The sequence below is a fragment of the Chryseobacterium indologenes genome, from assembly GCF_001295265.1.
Classification (GTDB): domain Bacteria; phylum Bacteroidota; class Bacteroidia; order Flavobacteriales; family Weeksellaceae; genus Chryseobacterium; species Chryseobacterium indologenes_A.
Genome location: NZ_LJOD01000022.1, coordinates 15445 through 36613, shown reverse-complemented (window position 1 = coordinate 36613; position 21169 = coordinate 15445). Strand labels below are relative to the sequence as shown.

Below are 21169 nucleotides of genomic sequence, written 5' to 3'. Positions count from 1 at the left end.
TGTTAATTTTTTTTATGGTCGGGATACCATTTCTGGTAATACCGGATTCTGCTGATGACATAAGATTGCAGTGTTCCTCCTACTCTTTCATAATATTTTTCCTTAGTAGGATTATTTACCATCTGGTTGACAGGCGGATCATCTCCTTCATCCAGAAATACAAATACAGGAAGACCGTAAGAAACCAAATCGATAAAAAAGAACGGTCTTTCTATGGTGAGATCATACAAATCTTTCAGCTCTTCCCTTTCTTCTGTCTGCAGCTCTTCCTGGCTGTCATAAATGTTATAATCCAATGCATGACAGAAATTTCCCGCCAGTGATAAAAGCTCCTTTAAAGCAACAGGAAATGAACGGCTGTTATTATATAGCTCTTCCAGATGCCTGATTTCTGCATCGCTTATTCCTTTATTGGTAAAGGAATCTGCTGTGGGGTGATCTTTTAAAAACTGTAAATATTTCATTTTTTCTGCTGTTTGTCAATTACACTATTGAAATTCAACTTAATCAAAATATTTCCAGTTCAGATCCATTTCATAATCTTTGTAGGGCCAGGTTCTTTCCAGCATTTGGATAAGAGCATCCATCACGCGGATTAATTCCGCGGTTGGAAAGGGTTTCTTGTCAAGAATATATTTCAGGGTAAAATCATCCGTAGGAATGCTCATTAATTCTTCTACGGAAATAAGACTTCCTTTATTTTGCAGTGTTGTCTTCACATTATTCAGGATCTGTATCATGATCTGTTCGTCTGCCGGTGAACTGATTTCATCAAACAGACTGAAATACATATGACCTCCACTATATCCATTGATATGAAATTTTGTATCCTCCAGCAGATCAGATTTATTCGGAATGAGATGTTCCGGTTTTTCCATTTCCTGAAGAATATAATGCAGTACCAGCTGCATCATCGTTTCCGCGATCCGGAATCCTTTATCTTTTTCGTATTCTACAAGTGTTTGTCCCATGATATTTAGTGAGGAAAAGTATGTTATTTTTTACATTTACCATATTCTGAAATAATGTGAAGCAGATTTTCTTCATTTTTAAGATCCAGACTTTCTGTTTTCAGCTGATCTGAAAGGCTTTTACAGTCTTTCAGATAATCGGCCAGCTTTTCAGAAAGTTGGTCGTTGGATCTGTTATCGAGCATCTGCCCTTTAGGCTGAAGGTCTGTTTTGATAACATATTTGTGAAGCTCAACAGGATCCTGAAGCAGCATAATTCTGTTTTCTCTGGCCACAAGTCTGTAGAAATAAGCATTATTTCCGTGCATACTTCCGTAATTCTGAAGCTTTTTCATGAACTCTCCTTTTACATCCAATCCGTAATAACATTCTTCATTTCCGTTCAATGAAACACAGAAGTGTACGCCTGAATCTGCATCATAGACTTTGGTAGCCATGCTTCTCATTCCCGGCAGCTGTTTTTTCAGGGTTACCCTTTGTCCGAACAGATCGGCACCACCTTCGGGAAGTTTCTGCCCTGTTCTTTCCGTATCCAGCATTTCAAACCAGATGGTGATCATTCCTTCTGTTTTTTTACCGGATTTCTCGACTAAATATCCGGGCACATCATATAAATTGATGCTCCTGTTAATGGCATCCTCCACTTTAGCCTGCTGAAGCTCCTGGTTTTTATAATAAGCCTGATGTTCCAGTGTATAGCCTTCCATGAAAAGATTCGCTATAAACTCACCTACAAAAGCATAATCTGAAGCTGCATAAGATCTGGTGGCTGTAAACGTAAACTCATTGTTGTCAAAAGTTCTTACCGCATAGGTTTTCATGCCCTGGGTCTGATACATCGTGGCTACTTTAACACCATCAAGATCACTTACCTCCAGACAAGGTCCTGTATTGTTGAAGCCAACGCAGTTATAAGCTCTGGAATACCCAATAATTTTAGCCGGATAAGACCCGTTGTTGATCAGGATCTCTCCTTTTGATCCCAGCCTCGGATTGTAAAGACTTCTTATATTATCCAGTCTGCTTTTTCTTTCATTATCTTCTGCAATGCTGCTGGTTTTTGCTTTCAGGTATTTGTCACCCAGATTTTCCCTTGGGGTTGTAAAGAAGGTTTCCAGTTCAGCCTTATCAAAACCATTTTCATTGAAAAGTTTGTATTTTACAGCCAGCTGATGGGCAACAATACGATCCGGCTTAAAAGAGGTAATGAGCACTTCATAAGGAATCTGCGTGGTTTTGCCGTCCGCCGATTTCATATCCAGATAGTAGAGAATTTCTTCTTTGGCCAGAGAAACCCCTTTCAGATCGGCATCAAAAATCTTTTCATTGGATAAGGTATAAAATTCAAAATGATCGCGGTACGGTGATTTCAGAATGCCTATTTCTTTTTCATTGAACAGGATTTTATCTTTCTTCAGCTGGATTTTCTGTGAAAACACCAGGGAAGAAAACAGCAGAACTGCCAGCAGGTACATTCTCATAATTTCATGTTAGTTTTAGAAAGGGAAAAATACGAAAAATATTGGGATGAGGATGGAAGATGGATGCAGGAAGATGGAAGTAATGAAAGTCCGGAAAACAGATATCTGTTTTTAATTTTAAGATCGTATCAATTCCTTTCAGAAGGCAAGAAAGAGTATTCCGCAGAACAGTAACTTCCAGCTTCCCTCTTCCAGCTTCCTCTCTAAGAATTAAGCCAGTTCAGGCATTCTGCAATCTGCGGTTTGCTGATAAATATTTCCGTATTGACTTCCGGTTCCGGGGAAAGCTTCAGCTCTACTTTCTGGCTTGAGTGTTTGATGATTTCCGTAACGGCTTTTTTATTGATGATGAATTTACGGTTCACTTTAAAGAAAACCTGTGGGTTCAGTTTCCGGATGATGTCCTTAATGGTATCATCAAAAATATAGGTCTGATGATCTGCCGTGGTGAGAAAAAGATATTTTCCCGAAGCAAAAAAGTAAGCCGTATCATGCTCGTCTATGGATTTAAGCTTGTTTCCTTCTCTTACCATAAAACGTTTCATGGTTCCGGAAGCGCTATCATGCTGTAATGCTGAAACAGATTTCAGGAGAGGTTCAGGATCAAAATTATTCCTGATAGAAATGAATTTCTGTAAAGCTTTATGTAAATCTTCCTCTTCAAAAGGTTTCAGAAGGTAGTCTATGGTGAAATGCCTGAAAACCCTCATCGCATATTCATCAAAAGCTGTTATGAAAATGATGGGGGTAAAAAGTTCCACATACTCGAAAATTTCAAGGCTCATACCATCTCCCAAATGAATATCCATAAAAATAAGATCCGCCGAATCTTTGCTGAAAAAATCTATTGCCTGTTTTTTTGAGCGAAGAATAACGGTCTCAGTGACAGGGATAATGCTCTGTTTATCCAATAAGTTTTTCAGATAATTAACAGCCAGCAGTTCATCTTCTATAATGGCAATTTTCATAACATTAGCAAAAATACAAAAAAACCGCTAAAACAATTAAGTTCAAGCGGTTTCAGGGGATATTAATATGAAATGTTATAAGTTGGGATTATTCTTCTTTGCACTCATAGGATATTCTATGGTATATCTCGGGTCATTCTGCTGAAGAATATATTCTTTACCGTTCACGATATGCTTTATTTCTTTCTGATTGGCTCTTCTTAAATCAAACCAGCGGTGTCCTTCTGCGGTAAATTCCCTGAATCTTTCATCCAGGATGAAGTTCATCAATTCTGCTACATTCATTAAAGCCACAGTATTCTGAACGGATGTATAACCGTCCGGAGTATATCTGTTTTTAGCCACTTTAAGCAGTGTTTGCTTAGCTTCATCAAGTCTGTTAAGCTTTAATAATGCCTCGGATTTAATAAAATACAATTCAGACGTTCTGAAAGACACTTTAAAATCTGCCGTTCCTTTTTTGATGATCTTGTATTTATTATTTTTCTTTTCAAAATACATTCCGAATCTTTTGTCCGCAGCTGTATTAAATTTTGAAATCAATTCCGGGGAGGCATATGATAAATTTCTGGCAGCATCATCAAACACGGCATCCAAAGCCATAATTGCTTCTGCTGAAGCATAATGGTTGGGTAAGGTATTGGTTGTATTCAGATCTGTAAGGCTTCCTTTCATTGCCAGAGCCTGATCTGAATATTGTAACGCCTTATTCCAGTCACCCTGATAAAGGGCGATTCTTGCCTGAAGAGCATTCAATGATATTTTTGAAAATCTATAACTGATGTCCAAAGGCTGCTTCTCTGCCACCATTAAATCCTCCGCTTTTTTTATGTCTGCATGCACCTGATTGTAAACCTCCTGAACGGTAGAAGGCTTCAGGACTGCTTCCAGATCAATTTCCAGACTTAACGGAACTCCTTTGTCTGTAGATGCAGTCGCGCTGTTGTATGGTTTTCCGTATAAATTCACCATATCGAAGTAGGTGTAAGCACGCAGTGCATACGCTTCTGCCAGAATCTGCTGTTTTTCGGGAGAATCCATCATAGTCTTGCTCCCTTCATTGATGATCTGGTTCAGATAGAATACCACAGAATAAAATTTCACCCAGGGAAACTCCATCGTTGCCGCATCATTGTTGGTGTCTTTCCACATGGCAATTTCACGGTACACATTAAATTCATTCAGGGTTTCATCCAGATAGGTTTCATCTGTACGAAGGGCTGTCAGGGATTTATGGGTCGGGTATTTGGCATAGGCTGAGGTAAGTACTTTCCTGTAATCTTCAACTGTCACCGGAATAACCTTTCCTTCAGGCTGAATATCTAAAAAACGATCGCATCCGATGCTGGTAAAGCTGATCAGTGCCAATGCGATACATGCTGTTATTTTTTTCATTTTTTTCAAGTTTTAAAAAGAAACATTAAATCCTACGGTAACTGATTTGGGAATAGGCTGTGCATAAATATTACCATAGGTTTCCGGATCAAAATATCCTTTATATCCATTACTGAATACGAACAGGTTGCGACCTTCAACGCTCAGTCTCAGGCTGCTGATCCCCATAGGAGCGGTAAATTCTTTAGGAAGCGTATATCCCAGACGGATACTGCTTATTCTCACATAGCTGATCTCTTTAGCCCAGATATCAAGCAGGCCGTAGGCATTAGACGGGTTGTTCGTCAGCCATTTATTTCCCATCCAGCCGGGATTATTTTCCATTTCAGAGCCTGTAATCCCCGGAAGTGAATTTCCTGCTTCGTAAACATCTCTTGTATAGTTTCTTCCTCTGTCCAGCTCCATTCCTCTGTAAGAAGGCGATCTCATCACCGTCTGCTTGAAGTTGAAAGCTGCGGAAACTGTAAAGTCAAAATTGTGGATTTTAAAGGTGTTGATAATCCCTCCCGTAAACTTGGGATCTCTATCCCCGATATAGGTGAAAAGACTTCTCATCTCTGCCTGTGAAAGCTTAGAGTCGACAAGCTGCCCCGGAAGAAATTCTTCATATACATCATAAAGCTTGAAGAAATCTGCAATTTTTACTCTTTCATTTCCTTTCCAGAACATCGGGTTTCCGTATTCATCCATTCCTGCTGTTTTCAATGCAAAAACCGCATTTACAGGAAGACCTTCTCTGGATGGAAGAAAAGCATTGTCACGAGGCTGCTCGCTGAGAACTTCACTCTTGTTATGGGCGAAATTAATCGTAGTTGACCATTTGAAGTTATCTTTATTGATGTTTCTTGTGGACAAAGCTAATTCAAAGCCTTTGTTGGTAAGACTTCCCCAGTTCATCATTGTATAATTGAATCCGGTTTCAAGCGGCGTTTCTTTCATACTGATCATATCTGTCCCTTTTCTGCTGTAAACATCTAAGGTAAGGTTGATGCGGTTCTGGAATACACCCAGGTCAAGCCCAAGATTTACGTTGGTTGTTTTTTCCCAGCGAAGTTTATCATTCGGAGGGCTGATCACGTTGATCACATCTTCTTTTCCGCCCGGCAGAATGGTAGCATTATTGTATTCACCAATAAAGAAAGGTGACGTGTTTCGGTCAATATTTCCCTGCAAACCGTAGGATGCTCTCAATCTAAGATTAGAAATGGCATTCAGATTCTTCATAAAATCCTCTTTCGATACCAGCCATGATCCTGAAACTGCCCAAATCGGCAGATATTTATACTTTTTATTCACCCCGAATAAATTGGTCCCGTCATATCTCACACTTCCGAAGAAGGTATATTTCTGGTCATAAGTATAGGATGCAGTCGCAAACATGGAAGCATAGGCATTTTCTGCGACAGGCATTTCACGGTATGTTTCATATTTTTTATCTGCTGCAAAGTTAGAATTCGGGAAAATAATCGGAACTCCGGTTTTGGTAAGACTGTCAAACCCGAAAGCTCTGGTAACCGTAGTATTGTCTTTCGTTTTTCGGATTTCTGTTCCGGCCATCACATCAATTTCATGTACCGAATTAATCTTTGTGCTGTAAGTTCCCTGAAGTTTCCAGTTGTACTGGAAGAACTCATTATCCCAGTTTTGCTTTACTCCACCCTTAGGCAGGAAATATTGGAACGCCCCGTCTTTATAATAACGGGTTCCTTCTCTCATCTTTCTGGTATAATAGGTATTTTCAGCAGCAAATTTCTCCGTTTTGTTGGTATCATACTGAAGGCCTAGCTGTGATGTAAATCTCAGGTTTTTTGAAACTTTATATTCAAGATCCAATATCCCTTTTAGGGAATGATTTTTAAGGGTATAGTTTGTATTTTCCCTTTCCTCAAGGAAGTTAAAAGGAACATACTGATCTGCATAACCATCTATATCACGATCATATCTGTAGCTACCATCCGGATTATAAGGGGTGAGATAAGGATTGGCATTTCTTGAATAGTTGATAGGGCTGGCCGCCGCATCAGCATCCGTCATGAATGATGAGCGCTCACTTTGAGTACCGAAAATAGAGATTCCTGCATTTAACTTATCACTTAATTTATAATTGTTCTTTAAGGTAAGGTTATACCGTTTAAAACCTGTACCGATAGTTGTTCCTTCTTCATCAAAATACCCTAGTGAGAAATAGTAATCAGAACGGTCACTCCCTCCGGAAAGACTCAGTCCGTACTGTTTGTTGATTGCATTTCTGTATAGCAGTTTGCCCCAGTCTGTATTGCTGTTTCTCAGACCATCAAGCTGCTGGCGTGTCATTGAATTCAGTGCATCCAAACCACCGCTTCTGAATGCATCAAGCTGGTTGTTCTGGGTTAAAATTCTCATGACTTCCCCTTTGTCAGCACGATAGGTAAGGTCAGTACGTTTGGCAAGCATTAATTCAAAATCCACTTTTTCAGAAGCGTTCAGAAGATTCAGCTTGTCAAAATCGGGGCGGGATGTGATAAAGGTATCTGCTGAAAAATTCACTTTCATGCCGCCTTTTTTCCCTTTTTTCGTTGTAATGGAAATCACCCCGTTGGCAGCTCTTGCTCCATAGATGGCAGTGGCGGCCGCATCTTTCAGAATAGTGATATCCTCAATGTCATTAGGATTCAGGCCTGCAATAGAAAAGTTCTGAAGCTGGTCAATATTATCTTTATCGCTGAAGTTGGGAACATCATTTCCCTCCAGCGGAAGACCGTCAATTACCCATAACGGATCCTGTGGACCGGACAGGGAAGCCGTTCCACGAATTCTTATTTTTGCAGGACCTCCCGGAGATCCTGTTTCAGGGGTCACCACTACCCCGGCTATCTGTCCGGCCAGCATCTGGTCTACACTGGCAACACCGGATTGGTTAATCGCATCCATCTTCACTGTAGAAACCGCCGAAGTCTGCTTACGTTTTTCAATTTTCTGGTATCCTGTAATGATTACTTCCTGAATTTTATTTTTTTCAGAAACTTCACCTGCCGGCGCTAATGAAATATTATAGCTGGTCTGATCTTCATCAATCTGAATCAACCTTGATTCATAGCCGAGATAGCTTACCAATACCGACTTGGTATCGGCAGGAATTTCTAAAGTAAATTGTCCGTTTTTATCTGTAACGGTACCCATGGAAACACTTTCAATGATCCCATCCTGGTTGGTTTTGGAAGAAACAGATTGTGTTTCTATTTTGATGGATGCTCCTGCAATGATTTGTGAGGTACTGCCATCCTGAACTTTACCTGTAATTGTTTTCTTTTGCTGGGCCAGCGCCATATTAGCGGCCAAAAGAGGTAAAAGTATTAGAGTTTTTTTCATTTCCGATTATTTATTTAAAGCCTCTTCAATACGAATAATTAAGTCTGTGTAATGAGCTCTTGAAGCATCATCTCCTTTATATCTGGTTCTGTTTAGCAGATCCAGCACTTTCTGCAGTTCCGCTCTCTTGTAAGTGGTTACTTCAGATACTCTTTTCATGGATGAATAATTAATATTCCTAAGATTTCGATCTTCACCATGGAAATTACAGATGAGCGGCATATTCAGGGTCTGATCTGTCTTCAATGCCTTTACTGCTGTTTTTTCAAATAATTTATTGACAGAAACAATCAGTGCATCTACATAGTTTTTCTGCGTCATCTTTTCAAGAATGGTCAGCGTTCCTTTTTTCCTGAAAATGGCAGCTCTCACCTGGTCAAACAGATTTTCAACGGTATAGATTTCTTCTTTTGAACCTGAAACCTCGTGTTTCAGTTCATTTTCAAGCATTCTGAGCAGCCTGTCATCCATGAACAGGGCATAAATATTGGCATACTGCATTCCTCTTGCTAACGTATAAGGAGTCTGCTCGAATGGTCCCATCGGAGAATTCTTCACAGGATATGTTTTTTCAGAAATAGGATTAAAGAACAGCCATTCCGGAAGGTTGATGGCATTTTTCACAAGATAATCCACTGCTCTCTTCTGAGTTTCAGCCGGTACCGCTTCGTATGCTTTTTTCTTATTCCCGAAAACCGTATTGTTCAGGTAAATTCCTCCTACATTCGCCATTACGTGGCCTGTATACAAATCCCACTGTCCTATTACTCCCAGATATAGCTTACCGGCATCTGTATACTTTTTACCGTCTTCATAAGTCCATTGTAAAAGGTTATTGATAACGATTTTCAGGTTTTTCAATCCATATTCACTGGCTTTCATCGCATCATCACCAAGGTCTTCAGACTGCGAACGCGGATCGATTGTCTCCAGATAACTCTGCTGCTCGCCATAGAAATACAATGGATCATCCTGATGCTTTTCGATTAAATTCCTAATGGCTTTTTTCTCCGAAAACTCATCCGGGTACCAACGGTAACCCCATTCTATAGCATATTTATCATAAATTCCGATTTTTGGAGTGATCGCGGTAACGCCGTCTTCCGGCTGTGCTACGTAATTGTAACGGGCATAGTCCATGATAGACGGGGCTGTTCCTCCCATTTTATCAGTAAATTCTTTTGAACGGAGTGATTCTACAGGAAACGCAAATGAAGATCCCATATTATGCTTTAATCCGAACGTATGTCCCACTTCATGAGACGATACAAAACGGATTGCTTCCCCCATATATTCGTCACTGAATTTATTTCCTCTGGCTTTAGGATCAATAGGTCCTATCTGAATTCGCATCCATTCCTGAAGAGAAGTCATCACATTATGCCACCAGATGATATCTGCCTCAATAATCTCTCCACTTCTAGGATCAACTACTGAAGGCCCCATTGCATTTGACTTAGGAGAAGCTGCATAGGTGATCACTGAATATCTCACATCATCAATATCAAAATCTTCATCTTTTTCATCCGGCATTTTGGCGATAACCGCGTTTTTAAAACCCGCCTGTTCAAAGGCTGCCTGCCAGTCATGCACCCCTGCTATGATTTTTTCACGCCATTGTTTTGGAGTTGCAGGATCAATATAATAGACGATTTGTTTTTTCGGCTCTACCAGTTCCCCTCTCAGGTATTTTTCTTTGTCTTCGTCTTTCGGCTCTAAATTCCATCTGGTAATGAAGAATTTCTCATCCATTTTTTGCTGACGGTCATTGAATGCCCAGTGCTTTTCGCTGAAGAAGCCAACTCTGGGATCAGAGATTCTTGGTTTCATAGGAGTTTTAGAAAGCAATACAAGATTGGTGGTCACGCCCAGTGTCACAGGAAGGTCTACTCCTCCTTCATTCACAGAAGTAGTCAGCTGGGATTTCACCACAAGATTCCGAGGAAATGTCTTTACTCCTTCAATGTAAGAAAGGTTTGACTTTACGGATCCACCTAAGCCTACATTAGCCAGCACATCATTAAAGCTTTTCTGATTTCCATCAAAAACCTTATTGACTTTAATGGCTACCGAAGTAGAATCATTGTTTTGAGCTTCAATATCAAAGACCTCAATCACGGATTCTGAAAAGTTATCCTTTACAGATTTTGTGATAGCGTCATTTTTAGGAGAGGATACTTTTACGTCTGAAGTTTTCACCCAAACTTTTTTGGCCACATTATCACGATGGAAAGAGATGATCTTGTTTTCATAGTTCATTCCTTTGTTCAATCCGGCTTCATTTACCTGCATCGGTACCTGGGACAGCTTATTCACCACCAGGAACTGACGTCCCATGAGGCTGTCCGGAATTTCAAAATAAACATCTGTTTTTACCTGAATGGTATTAAAAAGTCCTTTTTTGAAGGTTCCTTTTTTAATCAGATCTTCAATTTTTTTAGTTTTCTTTGAAGAAACATCGGTTTTCTCCGTTTTTTCTTTATCTGTTTTTACAGAATCTTTTTTCTGTGCCAAGATTGCCGGCGATGCCATAGCAAGTCCCAGATACAGGGCCAGTCTGTAATTCTTCATTAAAATAGTCCGATTCATTCCAAATAGTAGATTTAGCCGGCAAAGCTATAAGGTAAAGCAATTATATATATAGTGTTAGGGAGTGAAAGGTAGTTTTTCGGGAGTGAATGGATTTTTATTTTCACTTCATTAAAGGCAAAAAACATACGAAATATTCACCATCAACTGAAATATTAAGAGAATTAATCCTAAAATAATCATAAATTTGATTCAAATAGTCAATTCCAAACTTCTCTCCTTCTACAGGCTCTGTTTTTGGCTGCCGGGTATTCTTAACAATAACTGCCTCTTCTTCAACTATAATCATGATTTCCAGAGGATGATCTATGGTGGCTATATTATGTTTTATAGCATTTTCTGTTACGATCTGAAGAGATAAATAAGGAATCTTTTTTTCCAGACTTTCAGGAGCATTAATCTTCAGTTCAAAAGTCAGCTCTTCTTCAAATCTGCTTTTCAAAAGTTCCATATACTGTCGGATAAAATTAATTTCCTGCTCAAGAGGAACTCTGTTTTCTTTTGGAGGTACTATAAGATATCGGTAAATCCGGGAGAGGTTCATTGTAAACTTCTGTGCGTTATCCTTATTAATCCCGATCAGCATATAAAGGGAATTCAGTGAATTGAAAAGGAAATGCGGATTGATATTATTCTTCAGCTGCCGCAGCTGATTCAGTACTTCTGCTTTATGCATCCTCTCATTTTCAATCAACAGGAGATTTTTTTCAGACTGTATTTTTTCTTTTTCTTTATAGGCCATCCCAACAGACCTCTGGAACAGAATAAACACAGTGACAATCAGAAATAATGCCGCCAGGAAAATATAGCTGGTGTAAGCTTTTACTTTATAAATATTTTCATCAATAATAAAGTTGACATGATTTACAACCGTATACCCTTCAAAATTATCGGTTTTCAATGGTTTGATAAAACGGGTAACTTCAACTCCAAGATATTCTGAAGTGGCCGTTCCCTGGGTATATCCTGATTTAACCCTACTGCATAAAGTATCTTTGGCTTTGATATCTGTAAATTCAAAGATATTTTTCCCAAGATATTTCTTCTCAGGATGGGTAATACAAATTCCTTCTTTTGTAAAAACGTAGGCATATGTATTAGAATTTTTATCTACGTTGATGAAATACTGATGTAGATCATCCAGACTCACGGCAGAACCATAATACAGTCTGTTTTTATCTTTCAGTACCAGAGAATCATAACTAATCCAGTACATGCTGTCTTTACGGGTGATCAGAAGGTCTTTAAAATGCCCGGGCCTGTTGTTTTTTAGGATCATGGACCGGTCTGCACTGCCTGTTTTTCTGAAAACATCAGTTAAGAGGCTGTTGGTCTCCGGCTTTCCTGTGCTGTTGTTATCATAATAATACCAACTGTACGCCAGAAGGTTTCGTTTTTTGTTCAGATCATTTAAAACGGAAGAGTAATCTTTATAGTTTTTCAGCCCGTCTTTCCGGATCAGCGCACGAAGCAGATATTGATAATCTTCGATGTTTCTGAATTCATTTTCTACAGATTCGTATTTTCGTACAAAGGTTTTTCTGGCAAAATCTTCTGTATTTTTCCGGCTGTCGCGGGTGATCAGAAAACTGAGAACAGCAAATGCTGTCACTGCAATAAGACAGGCTGACAATACCGCGATGTAAACTGATTTTTGTGGGAGTGCTTGTTTAAAATTACTATTCAAAATCTTCTGCATTGTTATTTTCTGTAAAAAGCAGGTAGAGCTTCTTCCCTTGTCGGGATTTATTTTACAGATAATTAATTCGTTTGCAAAAATATAACAAAGATCTGAGGACCATAAAGTGAATTAAAAGTATCATTGATTTTTTATAGAGAACATCAAAAAACCGCCCTGATCAAGACGGTTCTTTAAAATATTTTTAGGTGAAGATGATAAAAAAGTTCATCATTAGTACTCTCATTTCAAAAAAAATCTGCTCAATCTGTTGAATCTGCGAGAAAAAAATTCCAGTATCAATATTTTATTGATTTTAAACAGACTTTTATAATTTAAAATTATAACCTATCTGCACAAAAAAAGGAAGCTGAGGTTTTGTTTTAAAATCCTGAGAAACAATACTCCCTCCCCGTAAATAAATATCCTGATTTCTGAAAGAATACCCACTCTGAATCCCATAATAAAAATTTCCTCCCGTAGATGGTTCATACCAACCGTTTTTCACCTCAGGATATATTTCCTTATACTGTTCCGTGTGTTTGAAGTGGGTAACGATCGCTTTATCAAAACCTACCTCCCCCGCAGCGAACCATTTAGGTCTGTAATAACCGATTACTCCTGCCATATCGAGTCCAAAATTGGCAATGGCTGCATTATCATTTTCAAACCTCCGGAAGACTCCCTGTACTTTTGTGGACAGCTGAAAGTCTTTTATTTTCAGCCAGCGAACATTGGCACCTGCTTTGGTTTTAAAGTCATCCAAAAGCTGATCCCCGGACGGGACGGAAAATTCAGCTCCAATCATCACCGGAAACAAATTAGTATTGAACTTATAGTGATAACCTAATCCGAAAATCACTCCATATTCGGCTCCGATATTGGCATTCAGGATATGTTTTTCTTTAGTTTTAAGGGCAGACCAGTTGAGTGTCTGTGATTTCACGGAAAGAGCAGCCAGCATTATCAATAAAGCTGATATATTGTATTTCTTCATGGTGTTTATTTAAAGTCCTCCGATAAGGGTTAAGATCTCTGGTTTTGTCCGGTTATTCCACGCGTTGGAATTGGTAATAATTCCATCATGTCCCACACCGGATATTTTTACACGGGTTACATGATTGTAGCTTGTTGTAATTTTCTGTGCCCATGAATCCGGATAAGCTTTGTTTCTATCGCTGTAGAAAAACAAGACCGGACCGTTATAATTCTGAAGGCCTTTTGAGAAATCAAGTTTGTATTGGTCTCCACTGTCAAAAAGAGCATCCATAATCACCGCTCCGCTTCTCCAGCTTATCCCCGGATCAAAATCGCCTTCGCCGGTAATGTTGTTTTTTGAGGAAAGCATGGACATTTTGTAATCCAGAATTTCATGTTGGTCTTCTTTCCCGGAAATAAACTGATCCAGATAGGCAGCATCGTTAAGAATTTCACTCCAAAGTTTAAATGACCTGGATTTTTTCACATACTCCTCCACGTCATCCCATCTCAGTCCTCCCGGTTCACAAAGAACCAATGCCTGAATATTCTGAGGATATTTTCCAGCATACCCGGACGCCAGCATCGCTCCCCACGAATGTCCCAGCAATACGACTTTCTGGTTTGGACTTTTGCGGTAATGGGCGATTACGGCATGCAGTTCATCATACATCAGATCTGCAGCTCCGGCTCCTAAAGAGGTATAGGACTTTTTCGGAAAACGCTGTGAAAGCCCTGAGCCACGCTGATCATAAAATACCACCCGATATCCTTTTTCAACAAGATCTTTACAATTGAGAATATAACGGTAATCACCTCCCGGACCTCCGTGAAGTGCAACGATCATGGTTCCGTTCTCCGGGCCGAAAGCTTCAGCGTGAAGCATGGCTCCGTTTACTGTTATGGAAGGAAGAGAAGCGTCCTGATCCACTGTTTTCGGAACCAGATTGCCGGGTTCGTCAATGGTTCTCCCGTCTGTACAGGAAAATAATAAGATAAGAATGGTAAAAGTTCCTGTGAGAATCTTTCTTTTTCTAAAAGCTGTCATACTTTTTGGGGTTAAAAATTATGATGCAAAGATTCATCATTCCCCCAAACGATTCGCCCCATCAGGAAAGTTGGAACATCAAAATACAAAAATATAACCAATTGATTACATGAAAGATATGAAACATGAAACCTATTCCCTGAAAGATGAAACCTCTGGGATTAGCTTTTCTGGTACTCACTTGGCGTAACGCCTGTGTATTTTTTGAAATTACGGTTGAAAGATGTTTTGGAATTGAAACCGCATTCAAATGCAATGGAAAGTAAGGTATATTGCCTGCTTTCAGGCTGGGAGATCCTGTTCAGGAACTCTTCAATTCTTTTTTCGTTGATCAGTTCGTAAAAGTTTTTATTTTCTTTGGAATTGATCACCTGGGAAAGGCTGTTCGGATGTACATTCAGCATTCCTGCCAGCTCATTAAGGGTAAGATTCGGATTGATGAACGGTTTTTCTTCATCCAGCAGATTCATCAGCCTTGTATGTATCGCTTCAGTATTTTCATCCGTAAGCCCTGATTTCTGGTATTTCTTTTCAGGAGATGCAGTTTCTGTTTCTTCTGTAACAGGAAATTCTAACGTGGTACTTCCCGTAAAAGCCAATACAGGCTGGTTGAAGACCTGAACCTGCTTTATTCCAAAATATCCCAGCCATACAATAAATACAGCAATCGCCCCGTAGATAATATCTGTATTAACGAAAAGAACAAGTCCCCAGATAAGGGCAATCCATATGATAAGATAGAGCAGCCAGTTGAAATTGATCTTTTCCGTATTAGAAAACTGCTGAACCATATTTTTTCTGAACCGGTACAGCCTCCAGAAGGACAGAACCACATATACAATCCCGGAAATATAGATGGAATAAACCCGGAGAAGCATTTCAGTTTCAAACCCTCTTCCCTGGTGTTGAAAGATGTCTACCTTTTCGCTGAAAGAAGATATATAAAAGGGTAAAAATAAAAAATTGCATACCAGAAAAGGAACAAAATGAAGCATATACTTCCACGAAAACTGTTGAGCTGAGGTCTGCTTTTGAATATAAAGATATAAGAAAGGGCCATATACCAAAGGTAATGTGAAACCCAGGAAAACAAGAGTAGGATATTGGGTGTACTGCTCCATAAGCAGAAGATAATGCCCTGTAAGATTAAGGCCAATCGCAAAAAGCCATGCCGAAAGAATAAAATCTGCGATGCTCTTCTCTCTTTTGGTGACCAAAAGAAAGGTTAAGAAAAAAGCTAAAAAAACTCCGGACAGGTAAAGCATATCAGGCTTTTAAAATTTTCATTCAGTAAAATAATACCGTAAAAATAAATATAATTTCAAAACAAATTTTCATTCGAATTCAATTTCCTACCATCAGCACCCAATATCAGACAACAGAATCTTTTTTGAGCCATATCTGTGGTCTACCTATTATTTTTACTTCTTTTTTTATCAATTTTTAATAATTTAGTATTATATATACAGTGAAATAATCTCTATAATGAAAAGAGAACAGAAATATATATTCACTTCTACCCGGCTTGGTTTTAGAAATTGGGAAGAAAAAGATGTAGAAGAATTATATAAAATAAATTCAGATTCGAGAGTGATGGAATTTTTTCCTGCTCTTTTAACTAAAGATCAAACAATTGAATTTATCGAAAAAATGAAAATTCAATTCAAAAAAAATGGATTTTGTTATTTTGCTGTTGAAAAAATTAGAAATCGTATTCTCCCATTCTTATAGTCTGCCTAGTTATTTTTGACTTTCACTTCTTTTTTTTCGTCAGTTTTTAATAATTTAGTATTATAGATATGGCGAAATAATCCTTACAATGAAAAATATTCTCAACGAATACGCTACATATGGTCCTCTGTTTTTGGTTGACGAAGCCCATTATGAAGAATTCTGCGGTTATCTGCAGGAAGCGGTTTATAAAAAATCTGATTTTTTCCTGCAGGAGGGTGAAGAATGTCAATATTTAGGTTTTCTGAAAACTGGATTTATGAGAACCTTTTACCTCAATGAAAATGGGGAGGACGTTAATTTCACGTTTCATTTTGACAATTATTTCTTTACGGATTATGAAAGTATTCTCTGCAGCACCCGTTCTAAAATGAATATCAAAGCGGTAAAAGATTCAGAGGTTCTGCTGCTTCATAAAGATGATCTTCAGAAACTGTATCAAAAGGATGCCTACTGGCAGGAATTTGGAAGAAAAATGACAGAAGTTATTTATCTGAACGCCAAGAAAAGAATTGAAGAGCTTCTCTATTATTCACCCGAAAAAAGATACCACAGACTTCTCACCGAAAACCCAAAAATTTTTCAGCTGGTTGCCCAGAAACATATTGCCAGTTATCTGGGAATAAAACCTCAGTCTTTAAGCCGAATCCGGAACCGGACCTTAAAACGTTAACTAAAGTGAACATTTTTCCACCATCAGCATCCTAAATTTGTAGTACAAAATCTAAAGTATATGGAAAATAAAAATGTTACGATCGTTTTAGTTCACGGAGCATGGGGGGATGGCTCTCACTGGAGACATGTTATTGAAAACCTTCATCATGAAGGCTATACCGTAAGAAGCGTGCAGAATCCTTTAACATCTTTGGAAGATGATATTCAGAAAACAAAGGATCTGATTGACCTGCAGGAAGGCAAAGTTATTTTGGTAGGACATTCTTATGGGGGAGCTGTAATTTCCGGTGCCGGTCATCATGATAAAGTAGCAGGACTTGTTTATATTGCGGCTTTTGCACCTGATAAAGGTGAAAGTCTGGGAGGAATTTTCGGGCGCAGGGATCAACCTTCAGGGGCAGCCAATATTGTGCCGGATGCTAAAGGATTTTTATGGATAAAATATGACAAATTCCATGAAAGTTTTGCCCAGGACTTAAATCCTGAAGATTCTGTTGTGATGTCTTTATCCCAAAAACCTATCCATGGAAGTATTTTTGCTGCAGAGGCCGGAGAACCTGCCTGGAAAACTAAACCTAGCTGGTATCAGGTATCAGATAACGACCGTATGATTCCTCCTGAAACAGAAAAGGAAATGGCGGAAAGAATGAATCCAAAAAAAATCATTCATCTGGATGCCAGCCATGCTTCATTGGCGACTCATCCCAGAGAAATTACTGAACTGATCAAAGAAGCAGTTAATGCAGTTTCCTGAAACCTGCTTTAAACTTACTATAATCAACAGGCTTTATGCCTGTTTTTTTATTACAAAACAGAAACAATAGTCTTAAAAATAGTTAATATAGAGTTCTGCCGGCCCAATTTCACTGCCTATATTTTGGAAATTACCTATCTTCGCCTGTAAATTTTATTTGAAAATGAAGAAACTGATCTCCGGGATATTTGTTTTTTGTTCTGTTATTATACTGGCTCAGGAAGCCATCCAGTTTCAGGAATTACCGTTTAAAGATATCATAGCCAAGGCCAAAAAAGAGAAAAAACTGGTCTTTATAGATGCTTATGCGGCCTGGTGTGGCCCGTGTAAGATGATGGAGAAAAATGTTTTTACTCAAAAATCCGTAGGAGATTATTATAACGCCAATTTTATCAATGCCAGATTCGATATGGAAAAGGGAGAAGGCAGGGAAATTGCGGCTAAATTCGGAGTACGTTCCTATCCTACTTACCTTTTTTTGAATGGAGAAGGTGAACTGGTTTCCCAGAATTCCGGCTATATGGAAGAAGGTCTTTTCCTGACTATGGCTCAGGATATCAATTCCCCTTCCAATAAAAAAGGTTCTTTAAAAGAACGTTTTGCCAAAGGTGAAAAAGATCCTTCGTTTCTGATCAACATTATGAAATTGAATTCCAGCTCTGATTATAATTTTGCTAAACAGGCATCTGAAAGGTATTTCGAAAACAAAAAGGCCACAGAAGAAATTACCAAAGAAGAAATAGGCTTTCTTCTGTTTTTTCTGAAGTCTACTGAAGACAGCAATTATAAAACATTTTCATCAAGAAAAGCCGATATTGTAAAATTTCTTCCGGAAGATACCTACAAAGAATTTGACAGCCAGCTGAAACTCTCTAAAATCTTAGCACAATCCATCGATGATAAAAACAAAAAGATCAACGAGGAGTTTTTTATGAAATCAGCTGAACCGCTTGTAGGAAAAGAGCTTGCACTGTCTAAGCTTAATCAGACCAAGTTAAGCTATTATGAGCAGCACGCCAATTATCCCGAGTTTGAAAAAGCGGCTCTGGATTATTATAAAAACGCTGATGCCTACGATCCCAATGAGCTTTTAAGAGCTGCATGGGTATTCAGCGATCATATAAAAACGCCGTCATCATTAAAGAAAGCCACAGAATGGGCTGAAAAATCTGTAATGCGGGGCGAAACCTCTGAAAACACCTATATTCTTGCAAAACTATACTTTCTGACCGGAAATAAACAACTGGCCAAGACTTATGCAACCATGTCAAAGAATATAGCCACTCAGACCCAAAAAGACTCTAACCTTGCAGATGAATTACTAAATCAACTAAAATAAGATTAATGATGAAACAAAAATTTTTCGCCGGACTTTTTTCAATCCTGTCTGTAGGAGCATTATCTGCCCAGGAGCAGGAGCCTGAACAGGAAAAGAAATTATACCTGAAAGGAAATGCCCTGCTTATCCCCATTGGTGTTATCAATATTGCGGCAGAGAAACAGCTGAGTGAAAAATATACACTTCAGGGAGATATTCTTGTTTCTCCATGGAAATCATTTGCAGGACATGAGTTTCAGTATTATTCTGTTTCGATAGAAGGCAGGTATTATTTTAACAAAGCTTTCAACCATTGGTATGTAGGTGCCAATCTTGCTGCATCAGCATTTAATTTACAGAAATGGAATTATTGGAAAGAAGCTCCGTACGTTAATGACAGAGGTGAAATTTATAACAAGGCCAATCTGTATCAAAAAGGATATTCGCTTATAATTGGAGTTACAGGAGGGTATCAGTTTCAATTATCCGACCGCTGGAACATGGATATCTATGCCGGTATAGGTACATCCCAGGATTTCTACAAAGGATACGACCGTGAAAGCGGCAAACGCTATGATATGGCTCAAAAATATAATAAAAGTGGTGAGATCCTCCCATACAGAGGAGGTATCATGATTTCTTACCAGATAAAATAATCTTCATGAAACTGTTCGGAAAAAATCATATAATCATTTCAGTGATCACTTTTGTGATCCTTTTTTTAATGAATTATCTCGGGAATAATCAGCCTGACAAGCTGGAAAGAGGTCTGATGACCGCCTTTGCCGGAGTGATCGGGCTATCTGTAGGGCTTTTCATTCTGAATAAGGGGAAGAATGATAATAAACCTCCGCAAAATTTTGATTAACAAATACCTATTCGGAGTAAAAATTCCTGATTTAGGTTAGTTTGAAGCTGGGAAGATGTAGGAAGAATCGCTGTGTATTTAAGAGGATTCAATTGTATAGCGACTATCAGAAATGATAAATGAAATACCTTTCATCATCCCTCTTCCAGCTTCCGGCTTTTGTTAATTAATCCTGGTACACCACATATTTAATACGGATTTTTTCAAACTTCTCCAGATCATTTTTCCAGGAAGCTTTGATTTCCTGAACTGATTTTCCGGCAATAATCTGTTTTCTGAACTCATCTGTTCCGGCCAGCTTATCAAAAAACAGGTTTTCAAGAAAGAAATTCTGCTGTGGATTTTTATAGTTTTTATAAGCCTTGATAAGCCAGTCCAGATTCAGTTCTCTAAGGTCTTTCGGATATTCTGAAAGGTTTTCCCCATAGCAAAGTTTACCATTAAGGAAGGGATCCTTCGCACCGAAGTTTGGCTTGGGAGTAAACTGATAAGGCAGTCCCGGTGTCCATGGAGATCCATATACCTGAAACGGCAGATCTGTTCCTCTTCCGGCAGAAACCTGAGTTCCTTCAAAAAAACATAAGCTTGGATACAGATTGATTGATTTATCGTTCGGAAGGTTGGGAGAAGGCTTATCTGAAATAGGATAGCGCTGTTTTTTATGGTAGCTTTTCATTGGAATCAGGGTGTATTTTGCCTGAACCCCGTTTTTCAGCCAGCTTTCACCATTCACCATTTTTCCGTACTCTCCTATCGTCAGCCCATACACTACAGGAACTTCGTGCATTCCTACAAAACTTGACCATTTTTTTCTTAAAACAGGTCCGTCTGTATATCCGTCATGAGGATTGGGGCGGTCCAGTACCATTACCTCAACATTATTTTCCGCTCCGGCTTCCATAAGGTAGGTTAACGTGGAAATATATGTATAAAACCTTACACCAACATCCTGTATATCAAATACAACCACATCAATTCCTTTCAACTGTTCAGGTTTGGGCTTCTTGTTGTTTCCATATAAAGAAATAATTGGAATTCCGGTTTTTACATCTACTCCGTTTTTCACTTTTTCTCCGGCATCAGCGTCTCCCCTGAAACCATGTTCCGGAGCAAAGATCGTTTTGATTTTCACATTATTTTTCACCAGAAAATCTACGACATGGGTTCTGTCGCTCATCAGTCCGGTCTGATTAGTCACCACACCAACTGTTTTATTTTTCAGTAACGGCAGATAAACTTCCGGCTGGTCTGCCCCTGTTTTAAAACCTGTTTGATCTTGGGTCTGAGAATAATATTGGTTGAATACTCCTAAAAAAATTAGGCAAATCAGAAGTAAATTTTTAATTTTGAAATCTAAATTCATAAGC

The 21169-nt window shown here is 38.7% G+C and carries 19 protein-coding genes; 7 read left to right on the top strand and 12 right to left on the bottom strand.

All coding sequences use genetic code 11. The annotated features are described in order from the left end of the window. Positions 1-2: 2 nt before the first annotated feature. From AOB46_RS21390 to AOB46_RS21380, 3 genes are read right to left on the bottom strand one after another with little or no spacing between them, the layout of a single operon-like run. Positions 3-464, bottom strand: a complete 462-nt coding sequence (locus tag AOB46_RS21390) for a hypothetical protein (RefSeq protein WP_062703238.1) — start codon at positions 462-464, stop codon at positions 3-5. Between the two features lie 39 nt (positions 465-503). Next, positions 504-971: a hypothetical protein gene (locus AOB46_RS21385; RefSeq protein WP_062703236.1), complete on the bottom strand. Its 468-nt coding sequence runs from the start codon at positions 969-971 to the stop codon at positions 504-506. Positions 972-994: 23 nt separating this feature from the next. Beyond that, complete coding sequence (locus AOB46_RS21380; RefSeq protein WP_062703234.1) at positions 995-2452, bottom strand: hypothetical protein; 1458 nt, start codon at positions 2450-2452, stop codon at positions 995-997. 6 nt (positions 2453-2458) lie between these two features. Here AOB46_RS21380 and AOB46_RS23500 point away from each other — a divergent pair, with 6 nt between their 5' ends. Then, entirely contained in the window at positions 2459-2626 is a 168-nt protein-coding gene (locus tag AOB46_RS23500; RefSeq protein WP_157845091.1) for a hypothetical protein, read from the top strand. A gap of 29 nt (positions 2627-2655) precedes the next feature. On the opposite strand, the gene AOB46_RS21375 is transcribed toward AOB46_RS23500, so the two are convergent. From AOB46_RS21375 to AOB46_RS21340, 8 genes are all read right to left on the bottom strand, one after another. Next, positions 2656-3420, bottom strand: coding sequence for a LytR/AlgR family response regulator transcription factor (locus AOB46_RS21375; RefSeq protein WP_062703232.1), 765 nt, complete (start codon positions 3418-3420; stop codon positions 2656-2658). A gap of 75 nt (positions 3421-3495) precedes the next feature. Next, on the bottom strand, positions 3496-4815 hold the full coding sequence (locus AOB46_RS21370) for a RagB/SusD family nutrient uptake outer membrane protein (protein ID WP_062703230.1): 1320 nt from the start codon (positions 4813-4815) through the stop codon (positions 3496-3498). A gap of 12 nt (positions 4816-4827) precedes the next feature. Next, complete coding sequence (locus tag AOB46_RS21365) at positions 4828-8163, bottom strand: SusC/RagA family TonB-linked outer membrane protein (protein ID WP_062703229.1); 3336 nt, start codon at positions 8161-8163, stop codon at positions 4828-4830. Between the two features lie 6 nt (positions 8164-8169). After that, positions 8170-10752 carry a zinc-dependent metalloprotease gene (locus AOB46_RS21360; protein ID WP_062703228.1) on the bottom strand — a complete coding sequence of 861 codons (2583 nt, stop codon included), beginning with the start codon at positions 10750-10752 and terminating at the stop codon, positions 8170-8172. Between the two features lie 103 nt (positions 10753-10855). Continuing rightward, positions 10856-12451 (bottom strand): histidine kinase, encoded by a 1596-nt coding sequence (locus tag AOB46_RS21355; protein ID WP_062703227.1) that lies wholly within the window; start codon positions 12449-12451, stop codon positions 10856-10858. Positions 12452-12758: 307 nt separating this feature from the next. Next, on the bottom strand, positions 12759-13427 hold the full coding sequence (locus AOB46_RS21350; RefSeq protein WP_062703226.1) for a hypothetical protein: 669 nt from the start codon (positions 13425-13427) through the stop codon (positions 12759-12761). A gap of 9 nt (positions 13428-13436) precedes the next feature. Beyond that, positions 13437-14456 carry an alpha/beta fold hydrolase gene (locus AOB46_RS21345; protein WP_062703225.1) on the bottom strand — a complete coding sequence of 340 codons (1020 nt, stop codon included), beginning with the start codon at positions 14454-14456 and terminating at the stop codon, positions 13437-13439. A 161-nt stretch (positions 14457-14617) separates the two neighbouring features. Further along, positions 14618-15721, bottom strand: a complete 1104-nt coding sequence (locus tag AOB46_RS21340) for a helix-turn-helix domain-containing protein (protein ID WP_062703224.1) — start codon at positions 15719-15721, stop codon at positions 14618-14620. A 220-nt stretch (positions 15722-15941) separates the two neighbouring features. Between AOB46_RS21340 and AOB46_RS21335 the strand changes: the two genes are divergently transcribed. The 6 genes from AOB46_RS21335 (at position 15942) to AOB46_RS21310 (ending at position 19802) form a co-directional block, all read left to right on the top strand. Next, positions 15942-16187: a GNAT family N-acetyltransferase gene (locus AOB46_RS21335; protein ID WP_062703222.1), complete on the top strand. Its 246-nt coding sequence runs from the start codon at positions 15942-15944 to the stop codon at positions 16185-16187. A gap of 88 nt (positions 16188-16275) precedes the next feature. Then, positions 16276-16860, top strand: coding sequence for a Crp/Fnr family transcriptional regulator (locus AOB46_RS21330; RefSeq protein WP_062703220.1), 585 nt, complete (start codon positions 16276-16278; stop codon positions 16858-16860). Between the two features lie 60 nt (positions 16861-16920). Further along, complete coding sequence (locus AOB46_RS21325) at positions 16921-17616, top strand: alpha/beta hydrolase (protein WP_062703218.1); 696 nt, start codon at positions 16921-16923, stop codon at positions 17614-17616. A 163-nt stretch (positions 17617-17779) separates the two neighbouring features. Further along, on the top strand, positions 17780-18955 hold the full coding sequence (locus tag AOB46_RS21320; RefSeq protein ID WP_062703216.1) for a thioredoxin family protein: 1176 nt from the start codon (positions 17780-17782) through the stop codon (positions 18953-18955). A 5-nt stretch (positions 18956-18960) separates the two neighbouring features. Beyond that, a complete protein-coding gene (locus tag AOB46_RS21315) occupies positions 18961-19590 on the top strand; it encodes a DUF3575 domain-containing protein (protein WP_241489256.1) in 630 nt (209 codons plus the stop codon). Positions 19591-19595: 5 nt separating this feature from the next. Next, entirely contained in the window at positions 19596-19802 is a 207-nt protein-coding gene (locus AOB46_RS21310) for a hypothetical protein (RefSeq protein WP_062703214.1), read from the top strand. Positions 19803-19968: 166 nt separating this feature from the next. On the opposite strand, the gene AOB46_RS21305 is transcribed toward AOB46_RS21310, so the two are convergent. Continuing rightward, on the bottom strand, positions 19969-21165 hold the full coding sequence (locus AOB46_RS21305) for an exo-beta-N-acetylmuramidase NamZ domain-containing protein (RefSeq protein WP_062703256.1): 1197 nt from the start codon (positions 21163-21165) through the stop codon (positions 19969-19971). Positions 21166-21169 lie beyond the last annotated feature (4 nt).

Bases quoted from the DNA above. Each gene is read 5' to 3' on its own strand.
- AOB46_RS21350 (WP_062703226.1), bottom strand. From the start codon at position 13,427: ATGAAGAAATACAATATATCAGCTTTATTGATAATGCTGGCTGCTCTT.
- AOB46_RS21315 (WP_241489256.1), top strand. From the start codon at position 18,961: ATGATGAAACAAAAATTTTTCGCCGGACTTTTTTCAATCCTGTCTGTA.
- AOB46_RS21390 (WP_062703238.1), bottom strand. From the start codon at position 464: ATGAAATATTTACAGTTTTTAAAAGATCACCCCACAGCAGATTCCTTT.
- AOB46_RS21365 (WP_062703229.1), bottom strand. From the start codon at position 8,163: ATGAAAAAAACTCTAATACTTTTACCTCTTTTGGCCGCTAATATGGCG.
- AOB46_RS21385 (WP_062703236.1), bottom strand. From the start codon at position 971: ATGGGACAAACACTTGTAGAATACGAAAAAGATAAAGGATTCCGGATC.
- AOB46_RS21355 (WP_062703227.1), bottom strand. From the start codon at position 12,451: ATGCAGAAGATTTTGAATAGTAATTTTAAACAAGCACTCCCACAAAAA.
- AOB46_RS23500 (WP_157845091.1), top strand. From the start codon at position 2,459: ATGTTAGTTTTAGAAAGGGAAAAATACGAAAAATATTGGGATGAGGAT.
- AOB46_RS21310 (WP_062703214.1), top strand. From the start codon at position 19,596: ATGAAACTGTTCGGAAAAAATCATATAATCATTTCAGTGATCACTTTT.
- AOB46_RS21325 (WP_062703218.1), top strand. From the start codon at position 16,921: ATGGAAAATAAAAATGTTACGATCGTTTTAGTTCACGGAGCATGGGGG.
- AOB46_RS21330 (WP_062703220.1), top strand. From the start codon at position 16,276: ATGAAAAATATTCTCAACGAATACGCTACATATGGTCCTCTGTTTTTG.
- AOB46_RS21340 (WP_062703224.1), bottom strand. From the start codon at position 15,721: ATGCTTTACCTGTCCGGAGTTTTTTTAGCTTTTTTCTTAACCTTTCTT.
- AOB46_RS21345 (WP_062703225.1), bottom strand. From the start codon at position 14,456: ATGACAGCTTTTAGAAAAAGAAAGATTCTCACAGGAACTTTTACCATT.
- AOB46_RS21320 (WP_062703216.1), top strand. From the start codon at position 17,780: ATGAAGAAACTGATCTCCGGGATATTTGTTTTTTGTTCTGTTATTATA.
- AOB46_RS21370 (WP_062703230.1), bottom strand. From the start codon at position 4,815: ATGAAAAAAATAACAGCATGTATCGCATTGGCACTGATCAGCTTTACC.
- AOB46_RS21375 (WP_062703232.1), bottom strand. From the start codon at position 3,420: ATGAAAATTGCCATTATAGAAGATGAACTGCTGGCTGTTAATTATCTG.
- AOB46_RS21380 (WP_062703234.1), bottom strand. From the start codon at position 2,452: ATGAGAATGTACCTGCTGGCAGTTCTGCTGTTTTCTTCCCTGGTGTTT.
- AOB46_RS21335 (WP_062703222.1), top strand. From the start codon at position 15,942: ATGAAAAGAGAACAGAAATATATATTCACTTCTACCCGGCTTGGTTTT.
- AOB46_RS21305 (WP_062703256.1), bottom strand. From the start codon at position 21,165: ATGAATTTAGATTTCAAAATTAAAAATTTACTTCTGATTTGCCTAATT.
- AOB46_RS21360 (WP_062703228.1), bottom strand. From the start codon at position 10,752: ATGAATCGGACTATTTTAATGAAGAATTACAGACTGGCCCTGTATCTG.